Here is a 10,941-nt window from a genome sequence, read left to right on the forward strand (position 1 = left end):
ACTGAAGGCATATGCCCTCAATGCGGTGTGCCGGTGGTTCGCGGGTACCGGATACGGTGAATCCATGAGCACGACCCGCAGGAATGCGGTATCCCCGGTGACCGCCGCACCACTGCGCACGCTGCTCGTCGACAACTACGACTCGTTCACCTACAACCTCTTCCAGCTCATCGCCGACGTGAACGGCGTGGAGCCGGTCGTGGTGCGCAACGACGCGGCCGATCCGCCGCCGCTGTCCGGATTCGACAACATCGTGATCTCCCCCGGGCCCGGACGGCCCGACGTGCCAAGGGATTTCGGTATCTCCCGGTGGCTCATCGAGCGGGCGGAGATCCCGCTGCTGGGCGTGTGTCTCGGACATCAGGGCATCGTGCTGGCGACGGGCGGGACGGTCACCGCGGCACCGGCGCCCCGGCACGGCTATCCGGACCGGATCACCCACGACGGCCGCGATCTGTTCGCCGGAATGCCCGACGGGTTCACCGCCGTGCGGTACCACTCCCTGTGCGCCGACCGGCCGCTGTCGGACGACCTGGAGATCACCGCGACGGCCCCCGACGGCGTCGTCATGGGCGTGCGACATCGCGACCGGCCGCAGTGGGGCGTGCAGTTCCACCCCGAATCGATCGCGAGCGAGCATGGTGCGACCCTGCTCCGCAATTTCGCCCGCCTCACCCGGGAGTACGCGCGGGAGCGACCCGGACTGCGGACCGGCGATCATGCCGGTCGCCGCGTTCCGGATGCGGTGATGAGTTCTCCGCCCCCGACGCCCGAAGATCACCGCACTACCGAATTGACGGTCCTGCACGAGGTGCTGGACCGCGCGGTGGACACCGAGGCGATATTCCTGCGGCTGTTCGAGCAGTCCCCACACGCGTTCTGGCTCGACAGCGCGCTCACGCAGCCGGGCACGGGCCGGTTCTCCTTCCTCGGCGACGCCTCCGGCCCGCTCGCGGAGGTGGTGCGTTACCGAGTGGGCGAGGGGCGCGTAGAGGTCGAGACGCGCGCGGGCCGCCGCATCGTCGCCGGTTCGGTACTGGACTACCTGTCCGCCCGGCTGCGTGGGATGCGGCCCCGATTGCCCGATGTGCCTTTCGATTTCGCCGGGGGATACGTCGGCTACCTGGGTTACGAGGCGAAGGCCGACTGCGGGGGCTCCGCCGTGCACCGCTCCCCCGCCCCGGACGCGCAGTGGATCTTCGCGGACCGCGTGATCGTGGTGGACCACGTCACCGAGCGCACCCACCTGATCGCCGTAACCGACCCGAAAACCGCTGCGGCAGGGCGAGATTGGCTCACTCGGACCCGCGTGACCATGGCCGGACTCCCGGATCGGATCGATCCCGGCCCGCTGGACCTGCCCGCCGACGAGCACGCCGTCGCCGCGGGCCTGACCCGCGGCCGGGACCGGTACCTCGCCGACATCGCCGAGATACAGGCGAAGCTGCGGGCCGGGGAGACCTACGAGGTCAACCTCACCGACACCGTCCACATCGACTGCGACAGCGACGGCCTGGAGGTCTATCGCACCCTGCGCCGCAGCAACCCCGCGCCCTACGCGGCATTCCTGCGCTTCGGCGAGCTGGAGGTGGCGTGCTCGTCGCCGGAGCGGTTCCTGAAGGTCGACAGCGCGCGGACGGTCGAGAGCCGACCGATCAAGGGCACCGCACCCCGCGGGCAGACTCCCGCCGCCGACGAGAACCTGCGCCGCGCACTGGAATTGGATCCCAAGACCCGCGCCGAGAACCTGATGATCGTGGACCTGCTGCGCAACGACCTGGGCCGGGTCTGCGAGGTCGGCAGCGTGCACGTGCCCGACCTCATGGTCGCGGAGAGCTACGCGACCATGCACCAGCTGGTATCGACCGTCCGCGGCCGGTTGCGTCCGGAGGTCGACGTGATCGACTGCCTGCGTGCGTGTTTCCCGGGCGGCTCGATGACCGGGGCGCCGAAACTACGCACCATGGAGATCATCGACGCGCTGGAGACCGAGGCGCGCGGCGTGTATTCGGGCGCCGTCGGATTCCTCGGCCTGGGCGGCACCGCCGACCTGAATATCGTCATCCGCACGGCCGTCCGGCACGACGGGCACTGGTCGGTCGGCGCAGGCGGCGCGATCGTGCTGGACTCCGACGCCGAGGCCGAATACCACGAGATGGTCCTCAAGGCCGCCGCCGCCCTGCGCGCCGCCACGGCGGTCGCGAGCATGAATTCCGCCGTAGCCCAGGCATAGCCCCGCGCGGTCGAGCGGATGTGTCGGCCACGCCTGGCATAGTTCGATCACGATGACACGCATCGATCCGACACCGGTACCGACGTCGCTGCTGACCGTGCGCCTGTCCTGGCGGTCGGCGCACGCGGTGGACGCGCACGCCGTACTGCTGTCCGGCGGCCGGGCGCGGTCCGGGCACGACGCGGTGTTCTTCAACGCGCCCCGGCATCCGTCGCAGGCCGTCACGCTGGACCAGGAGCCGCTGCCGGGGACCGCGCGGCTGTCGGTCTCGCTGCCGCGCACCGAGGCCGAGGTCGATCGCGTCGTCGTGGCCGGATCGGTGGCGGACGGAGAGCTGGCCGAGGTACCCGGCCTGGCACTGAGCGTCGAGGATGCCGAGGGGCTGGTGGCACGGGCCGATCCGGCGCCACCGGCGGGCGCGCGCGCCATGGTGTTCGGCGAATTCCACCGACGGGACGGCCGCTGGTGGTTTCACGCGGACGGCACCGGAAACGCCTCGCTCGCGGAGCTTTTCGCCGCATTCGGGGTCCCGGTGGCGGCGATGTCGCTGACTCGCACCACCGTCGGCGACCGCGTGGGCGAGATCCACTCCGCGCCACCGGATCCCGACCGCGCCGACTGGCACCCCGACCCCGGCGGCGCATCGGTGTCGCGGTGGTGGGACGGCGCGGAGTGGACCGGCGCGACCGCGCCGGCGCCACCGTCGGACGCACGCGCCTGCGTCCGCTGCGGCCGGCGTCGCGGCTGGCGGATGCTCGGCGGCTCCTCCCCCTGCCGCCCCTGCGCCGCCGAGATCGAGGAGTACCTGCGCGGCTGGCGCGGCCGGGCCTGGCGGGTACTCACCGGCGAGGGCCCGCGCGGCGAGGCGTGGGAGGAACTCTGGACGGCCCTGCGATACCAGCGCATCGACGCCGAGACCGGCCGCGCCGCACTGCGGCCACCGGGCCTGGCCTACGTGGAGCGGCTGGCGGCCTTCGCGCTCGCCGACGGCGAGGTCACGCCCGACGCCCTGGACGATTTCGAGGCGACCGCCGAATCGCTGGCCCTCACCGGCCCGCAGATCGACGACCTGCGCCGGCGCCTGCACCGCGGCCACACGCTGACCCGCCTGCGCGCGGGCGAGCTGCCCTACGTGCGCGCCACCGACCTGCACCTCGATCCCGAGGAGCGGGTGCACGTGGATGTGGCGGCGACCCGCGTCCGGCAGCTGGCCCGCGGCCCGAAAACCACTGCGGGACGGCTGATCTGCTCGAACAAGAAGCTGCGCTTCGTCGGGCCCGAGGCGGGCGTGGAACTCCCGTGGTCACGCATCGTCTCCGTCACCGCCGACGCGGGCACGGTCTCCGTCTCGGCGACCTCCGCGCGCGGCGGCGCCGACTTCGAGGTCGCCGACCCGGAGCTGATCGCCGCCGCGCTCGAAGGCGCGCTACGGGTGGCCAAACGGCTGGCCCTCGCACCCGGCCGCCGCGACCGCCGCTCCATCCCGCCGGAGATCAAGGCCGAGGTCTGGCAGCGCGACGGCGGCCGGTGCGCCGAGTGCGGCGCCACCCACTACCTCGAATTCGACCACGTCATCCCCTTCAGCCGCGGCGGGGCCACCAGTGCTGCCAACCTGCAGATCCTGTGCCGTGGCTGCAATCGAACCAAGGGCGCACGCATCTGACCATCGAGGGTGAACGCCGCGGATCCCGAGCTGACGGCCGGTCGATATCGGATCCGAGTAGCACCCCGTTGTGCCGCCTCGCCTCCGACACGTGCCCCGTTGCACGCGCCCGCCGCAGGCCCCGGAACCAGGCGCTCCCGCCGCTTCTCCGCCACGGCATCGCGCCCCGCACCGCCCGCCTACCGCGCGAATTCACCCCGATAGGCTCTTGAAACGTCACGTCCCATAACGGTCGGATTACCCGGCCTGTCGCCCGCACAGTGCCGCCGACTCACGGCCTCGATACACGCACCCGCCGCCCGGGAATCGGATACCGAACCGCCCGCGGCATCGGGTGTACCACGCACGGGCCCAGTGCCGGGAATCCACTCGCGGGTATGCGAATCAGCTGGCGAGAGCCGCGGTGGTGGCCGATCGAATTGCGGTGGTAACCGTTTCGGGGGATTCGAGCATGACCAGGTGGCCGCAGGAGGGAACGGTGACGGACTCGACCGGGTTGAGCGTGGCGTTGAGGCGCGCGCCCGCGGCCGGGGACAGGATGCGATTCTTCTCGCCCCAGATCGTGGTGATCGGCGGGAAGGTCGGTCCGGGGCGGAAGCGGTCGAGTTCGGCCAGCCGCGGCAGGTCGCGCGCGATGGCGGCGGCCGGGAGCAGGCGGCGGGGTTCCGACCAGCGGCGCCGCAGACCGGCGACGGCCTCCGGACCACGGCTGCGCCCTTCGGGGCCGAGCTGTTCACGCACCACCCACGAGGCGGCCGGACCGGGCAGCCGGGTGGCCCCGGCCAGGCTGTCGAGCGGCAGGTAGCGGGCCGCGCGGGCGGTCCAGCCGGTCGGCGTGGGTCGCAGCGTGGCGGCGGTGAGCGGGCTGCTCAGCACCAGCGCGCGGACGAGCTGCGGATTGCGGCGCGCGTACAGCAGCGACAGCGCGCTGCCGAAACAGTGGCCGACGAGGATGAGGTTGCGCAGCCGGTGGGACGCGACGAACTCCGACACCAGCCGCAGATAGTTGTCGACGGTGTACCCGGAGTCGGGAATATCGGACTCGCCGTAACCCATCAAATCCATCGCGTAGACGCTGTGCGTACGCCGCATGGCCTCGAACTGCTCGGACCAGATGGTGCGATCCCCGCCGATGTTGTGCAGGAACAAGATCGGATCGCCGGAGCCGGCGTGGTCGTAGGCGATCGACACGCCGTCGTAATCGAACACCGGCATCGGACGCTCTCCTCATCGAGTAGCGATGTGCTGCACAGGCTCTCCGGGCAGTGCCACCCATACTAACCGGTACCGGACGTAACACAAGGCGTTCCGATGCCCCTTCATTCCGGGGCGCAATACCCATTACCCGAGGTCACGGCGTCGGACCAGGGTCATTGGTCCCTCGTTACTCCCGAGTTCCACCTCCGTCATCGGACCGTGCCGACCGCCACGGCACTACGCGTGTTCGGGCAGCACCTGCTCGCGGCGCAGCCAGTCCTTCAGTTCCGCCATGCCCGTATCCCGGTCGACGACCGGCCGATAGCCGAAATCCCTTGCCGCGGCGCTGATATCGTAGGTTCCGGTCCGCGTCATCACCGCGACCGTATAGCGCGACAGCGGCGGTGACCAGCGCTCGGCGACGAACGGTACGCGCCGGGCGGCCTCGATCACCGCGACGATCCCCGACACCAGCCGCCGATCCAATTTCCGCGAGGGCGGCTCGTACCCGAGTTCCGCGGTGACCTGCGCCAGGAACCGCCACACGTCGGTCCGTTCGGCATCGGCCACGAAGTAGGGCTTCCCGCCGACGTTGTCCGAGGCGGCCGCCCGGACGCACGCGTCGACGATATTGCCGACGTGGCACAGCGACGCGTACACATCGCGCCCGAACGACAGATCGGGCAGCGTCCCCGCGGCCGCGCGATCCAGCAGGCGCACGATCGGCCCCGACCGGTCCCCCGCACCCCAGATCGCCCGCGGCCGCAGCGCGCAGGTGGTGAATCCGGGCGCGTCGGCGGCGAGGACGAGCCGCTCGGCGGCGGCCTTGGTCTCGCAGTAATAGTTGAGGTACCGGCGCGGATACGGCACCGACTCGTCGATGTCGACCTGGTCGCCGCCGTCGCGCTCCATCAGGGCGCTCGGGCTGGAGATGTACACGAACCGCGACGCCCCGCCCACCCGGGCCGCCGCCAGCAGCCGCTCGGTCGCCCGGACGTTCGCCTGCCGGAACTGCTCCCGCGTCCCGCGCTCGTCCACCCGCGCGGCGCTGTGGAATACGACGTCGACCCCCGTCGCCGCCCGCGTCAGCGACGCCGGGTCGGTCAGATCTCCGACGACGACCCGGACCTTCTCGATCGCGCCGCCGATATCGCGCAGATTACTGGTGGGCCGCACCAGGATCGACACGTCGTAATCGCCGTCGAGCACCAGCCGCCGCACCAGCGCGCCGCCGAGGAATCCCGACGCCCCGGTCACCAAGGCCCTCATGACGCCTCCCCGGGCAGGGTCCGCCACCAGGTCAGCCCGAAGATCTGGGTCATCGCGGCGGTCTCCAGCCGGGAGCGACCGGCGCGATCGTCGGCGGCCAGCGCCATCGGGATCTGCGCCGCGTGACCGGCGGTGCTGAGAATCAGGTCGGTCCACCACAGCGTGCGCAGCACGCGGCTGGCGGGAGCGCGCCCGGCCACCGCGACCAGCAGGCCCACCAGCAGATACAGCCATCCCAGCAGCGGGACGGCCCGGAGCACAACGGTTTTCACTGTTCACCTCTCTTCAGTCGGCGGTCCGCCCAGATCGCCAGCTTCTCCCGCCCGATCTTGGCGTTGTGCCGGATGTCCACCGGGAATCCGGGATGGAACAGGAAGGCCGTCACCGGCCTGGCAACCTCGAACTCGGCACGGCGCGAACGCAATTCGGTCTCGACGGCCGACTTGTCCACTCCCGGATCGAGTTCGACGCACAGCACCGGCCGTTGCGCGCCACGCGGCCCCACCCCGACCAGCGCCGTGCGCGCGACCCCGGGCACGGTGTTGAACACCTGCTCGACCTGCACGGTGAACATCGGCCCGTCGAGCGTGGTCAGGCGCTGACTCTTACGGCCGCAGAACCAGATTCGCTCCTGCTCGTCGATCCACGCCAGATCGCCGGTGCGATGCCAGATGACGTCGCCGTCGACGATCTTGCCGGTCGCGTTGGCCACCTCCGGCCAGAAATAGCGGGTACTCACATTGGGCCCCGCCACCACCAGCTCCCCGATCCCGCGCGAGCCCACCAGATCCGTCTCCCGCGCCGCGGCCGCCGCCCAGGTGGGCAGCCGGTCGTCGGTGATCGCGACGATGCGGGCGCGCACATCCTTGGCAGGACGGCCCACGCACACGCCGTCGCCGCTGTGCGCGCGTTCGACGAGTCCGCCCAGCAGTTCCCGCGATTCGATCGTCGACATGGGCAACGCCTCGGTCGAGCCGTATCCGGCGTAGACCCGGGCCTCCTCGGGCAGCACCAGCCGCAGGCCCGCGATGCACCAATCCGGGACGGGCGCGCCGCCGGAATAGATGCTCTGCAGGCTCGGCAGCCGCGTGCCGTGCTCCTCGAGATAACGCAGCAGCGGGATCAGCACCGCCGGCGAGGCGAACATGGTCCGCACCCCGAATCGGTTCACCGCGTCCACCACGTGTGCCGGATCGGTGGACCCGACCTCGGACGGGATCAGCGGCGGCAGCACGCAGCGCGATCCGAGCAGCAGTTCGAGGATGCCCGCGACCGGCGCGGTGATCAGCGAGGTGCCCGGCGCGATCCGCTCGCGCGCGTCGTCGACCTGGTCGATCATCGCGCTGATGTTCCCGTGCGTGAGCACCACCGCCTTCGCGGGACCGGTACTGCCGGTGGTGTAGGCGATCAGCAGCGGATCGCCGTCCGGCGCGGGTTCCCGATCCGGCACGGGCGCACGCGGTGCGCGCCCCCAGCTCGCCAGCGTCGGGCCGCACCAGAACCACCGGCGGCCGACCGTGACCGCCAGCCGCACCCTGCGGAAGTAGGGCCGGAACACCACCCGCACCGCCTGCGCCTGCGGCACGCCCACGAACGCCTCGGCGTCGGCGGCCTGCAGGCAGCGCAGCATCTTCAGCAGGCCCATCCCGGGATCGATCACCACCGGCACCGCACCGATCTTGAACAGGCCGTACAGGACCGCGTACAGCTCCGGCCCCGGCGTCACCAGCACGATGGTGCGCGTGCCGGGCCCCACCCCGGCCGCGGTGAACCGCTCGGCGATCGCATCGGACCACGCGTCGAGTTCGGCGTAGGTCAGGCGCCGGTACGCCGGCAGGCCCGTGCCGGTCTTCCCGTCCGGATGGATCACCGCCTCCCGATCCGGGTGTGCGGCAACGATTTCGCGGAACCGGTCGAGCGCGCGCCAGTAGATCGCGGTGGTCACCACGGCGCCCCGCTCCGGGACCCGCGCGGGGATATCCGGGCGGGTGCGACTTTCGCGATCACTCGAATGGTGAATACATAATTCGGCACGATGGCCCCCTGAAAATTGTCGCGGAATGCGAAAGATACCGGTGAGGCTACCGCACAGCGCACGGGCACGCCACCATGATGCTCGCCAAATCCTTTGGGGAGCGGTAAATTACGTGTGTCATACGGTACCGTTACGCGTTTCGCGGAAACCCCTATATACCCCTATCGCACGCTCCGGCCCCGTCGGCGGGCCGCTGCCGCCCACCCGCCCTTGGCGTGCGAGTAAACGGAAAAGGTACCTGTTACCAGGCCGATTCGGCCGCCTCGACGTCGCATCGCCGGACGACTACGCCCTGGTAACGTACGGCTCGGCATCGGTGCTACTGGACTACGACGGCACCCGGTATCGGAATTCTCCCGAATACCCATTCGCCGCACCAGAATTCGACCGCATTCGCGAAACAATCCTGAGAGTAGGGGGCCATGCGTACTCGTTTCGAATCGCTCGGGGCATACACACCGAGCACGGTGCGCTCCACCGAAGATCTGATCTCCAGCCTGTCGGTGCCCAGATCCCTGGACCTGGAACGCATCACGGGAATCAAGAATCGCCGCGTACACAATTCCGATCCGGACGACTACGAATCGTCGTTCGAACTGGCGCAGCGGGCGGTCGAGGACTGCCTGCGCCACTCCGACTACACCGCCGCCGATCTGGACGTGGTGATCTCGGTATCGATCACCCGCTTTCGCGGCCCCGACTTCTTCTGTTACGCACCGTCTTTCGCGCTCATGCTGCGCAACGCCATCGGCGCGGACCACGCCCTGCACTTCGATTTGTCCAACGCCTGCGCCGGCATGGTGACCGGAGTCATGGTGCTGGACCGGATGATCAAGGCCGGCGTGGTGCGCAACGGGCTGGTGGTCAGCGGCGAGCAGATCACCCCGATCGCCGAAACCGCCGCCCGCGAGATCAGCCAGCCCTACGACCCCCAGTTCGCGGCGCTGACCGTGGGCGACGCGGCGGTCGCCGTGGTGGTCGACGACCGCGGTGACGACGACGACGAGATCCACTACATCGAGCTGACGACCGCCGCCTACGGCGCCGAGTTCTGCCTGGGCATGCCGAGCGACAAGACCACCGGCATCGCCATGTACACCGACAACCGGCAGCTCGCCAGCGAGAAGCGCTACCAGCAGGCCCTGGACCGCATGTCGGACTTCCTGACACAGACGGGCCGCACCTGGGAGAGCGAGAAATACGACTACTGGATCCACCACCAGTTCAGCGGGCCGGCGATCGAGTACATCACGCAGCTCGCCGCCCAGCACTTCGACACCCCGATGCCGCAGTCGCTCAGCGTGCTGGACGAATTCGGCAACACCGCCTCCACATCGCACTTCCTCGTATTGCACGAACACCTTGCCCGGCAGCGGATTCCGCGCGGATCCAAGGTGCTGCTGATCCCCGAGGCGTCCGGCATCGTCTCCGGGCATCTCGCCGCGACCATCTCCCGATTGGAGGCCTGACCGTGAGCACCGCCATCGTCTCCGCCGCCACGTGCCTGGATCTCGACACCGGCAGCTATTTCGAACTCGCCACGCGCGCCGGGCACGCATGTCTCGAGCAGGCCGGTGTCGCACCCGAGCGGGTCGGCATCGTGGTCAACGCCGGCGTCTTCCGCGACAGCAACATCTCCGAACCGGCCGTCGCCGCACTCATCCAGCAGCGGCTGGGCATCGGCCTGGAATACAGCACAGGGCAGGTGCCGACCTTCTCGTTCGATCTCATGAACGGCGCCGGGGGCGTCGTGCACGCCCTGACCGCCGTGCACTCCTTCCTCGCGCCCGGCGAGTTCGAGTACGCGCTGATCGTCGCCGGCGACACCCATCCGTCCACCCGCCGATACGTGGAGGGTTTTCCCTACACCGCAGGTGGCGCGGCCCTCCTCCTGCGTTCCTCCACCAGCGCGGGCGGCTTCGGGCGACCGTACACGACGCAGACCGAGGGGGCCGCGCAGCCGACCGCGTGGGTGGATCTGACCGCGGCGGGGACCGGCGGCCGCACCGCGCTGTCGGTGCGCAGCGGGCCGGGCGATCCGCTGGCATACGCCGCCGAGGTGGTGCGGTCCTGCATGGACGGCGAGGGTATCGACCGCAGCCACTTCGCCACCGGCGCGGCCGTGCTGCTGACCCCGGCCCCGGAGCCCGGCTTCCGCGAGCGGCTGGCGTATCGGCTGGGTGTGCCCATCGCGGCCGTCGCCGGGGTCGATCCGGCCGTCGGCGATCCCTACACCGCGGCGCCCGTGCACGCGTACCTGACCGCGGCCGCCGCGGGCCTCCTCGACGGGGCGCGGGCCGTGCTGTTCCTGGCCGCCGACGACAGCTCCGCGGTCTGTGTGGCGTATCGGCCGCAACCACTGGAATCCATTGGTGCGGGCAAGGCGCTGCGTACCAAACACATTGACGTGTAGCATGATTCACGCGGCAGGCCGCCCCGGCTAGGGTGGGAATCGCCTCGGTGGCCGCCGAAAGACCCGTGCACCGGCTGAATCCGGGTGTCCGTGTGACACCCACCGCCGCAACGATGCCGCTCACCAGTACC

Annotated in this window: 8 protein-coding genes; 4 read left to right on the forward strand and 4 right to left on the reverse strand. The window is 70.2% G+C overall.

Annotated features, from left to right (window positions below):
• Positions 1 to 64: 64 nt before the first annotated feature.
• Positions 65 to 2,233, forward strand: coding sequence for an aminodeoxychorismate synthase component I (gene pabB / locus ON41_RS36365; protein ID WP_246461706.1), 2,169 nt, complete (start codon positions 65 to 67; stop codon positions 2,231 to 2,233).
• A 52-nt stretch (positions 2,234 to 2,285) separates the two neighbouring features.
• Positions 2,286 to 3,896, forward strand: a complete 1,611-nt coding sequence (locus ON41_RS36370; protein WP_063710012.1) for a TerD family protein — start codon at positions 2,286 to 2,288, stop codon at positions 3,894 to 3,896.
• 384 nt (positions 3,897 to 4,280) lie between these two features.
• On the opposite strand, the gene ON41_RS36375 is transcribed toward ON41_RS36370, so the two are convergent.
• The 4 genes from ON41_RS36375 to ON41_RS36390 form a co-directional block, all read right to left on the reverse strand.
• Positions 4,281 to 5,111 (reverse strand): alpha/beta fold hydrolase, encoded by an 831-nt coding sequence (locus tag ON41_RS36375; protein WP_051163322.1) that lies wholly within the window; start codon positions 5,109 to 5,111, stop codon positions 4,281 to 4,283.
• 219 nt (positions 5,112 to 5,330) lie between these two features.
• Positions 5,331 to 6,362: an NAD-dependent epimerase/dehydratase family protein gene (locus ON41_RS36380; protein ID WP_051163324.1), complete on the reverse strand. Its 1,032-nt coding sequence runs from the start codon at positions 6,360 to 6,362 to the stop codon at positions 5,331 to 5,333.
• Positions 6,359 to 6,634, reverse strand: a complete 276-nt coding sequence (locus ON41_RS36385) for a hypothetical protein (protein ID WP_040753423.1) — start codon at positions 6,632 to 6,634, stop codon at positions 6,359 to 6,361. The genes ON41_RS36380 and ON41_RS36385 overlap by 4 nt, the downstream gene beginning before the upstream one ends.
• Positions 6,631 to 8,307: a fatty acid CoA ligase family protein gene (locus tag ON41_RS36390; RefSeq protein ID WP_040753857.1), complete on the reverse strand. Its 1,677-nt coding sequence runs from the start codon at positions 8,305 to 8,307 to the stop codon at positions 6,631 to 6,633. Before ON41_RS36390 ends, ON41_RS36385 begins: the two co-directional genes overlap by 4 nt.
• 512 nt (positions 8,308 to 8,819) lie before the next feature.
• On the opposite strand from ON41_RS36390, the gene ON41_RS36395 reads away from it, so the two are divergent.
• Both ON41_RS36395 and ON41_RS36400 read left to right on the forward strand, forming a co-directional pair.
• Positions 8,820 to 9,866 carry a 3-oxoacyl-ACP synthase III family protein gene (locus ON41_RS36395; protein ID WP_040753424.1) on the forward strand — a complete coding sequence of 349 codons (1,047 nt, stop codon included), beginning with the start codon at positions 8,820 to 8,822 and terminating at the stop codon, positions 9,864 to 9,866.
• 2 nt (positions 9,867 to 9,868) lie between these two features.
• On the forward strand, positions 9,869 to 10,810 hold the full coding sequence (locus tag ON41_RS36400; RefSeq protein ID WP_051163326.1) for a beta-ketoacyl-[acyl-carrier-protein] synthase family protein: 942 nt from the start codon (positions 9,869 to 9,871) through the stop codon (positions 10,808 to 10,810).
• The last annotated feature ends 131 nt before the right edge of the window (positions 10,811 to 10,941 follow it).

Source organism: Nocardia transvalensis NBRC 15921 (assembly GCF_000308875.1).
GTDB classification, from domain to species: Bacteria; Actinomycetota; Actinomycetes; order Mycobacteriales; family Mycobacteriaceae; genus Nocardia; species Nocardia transvalensis.

Bases quoted from the DNA above. Each gene is read 5' to 3' on its own strand.
- pabB (WP_246461706.1), top strand. From the start codon at position 65: ATGAGCACGACCCGCAGGAATGCGGTATCCCCGGTGACCGCCGCACCA.
- ON41_RS36370 (WP_063710012.1), top strand. From the start codon at position 2,286: ATGACACGCATCGATCCGACACCGGTACCGACGTCGCTGCTGACCGTG.
- ON41_RS36375 (WP_051163322.1), bottom strand. From the start codon at position 5,111: ATGCCGGTGTTCGATTACGACGGCGTGTCGATCGCCTACGACCACGCC.
- ON41_RS36380 (WP_051163324.1), bottom strand. From the start codon at position 6,362: ATGAGGGCCTTGGTGACCGGGGCGTCGGGATTCCTCGGCGGCGCGCTG.
- ON41_RS36395 (WP_040753424.1), top strand. From the start codon at position 8,820: ATGCGTACTCGTTTCGAATCGCTCGGGGCATACACACCGAGCACGGTG.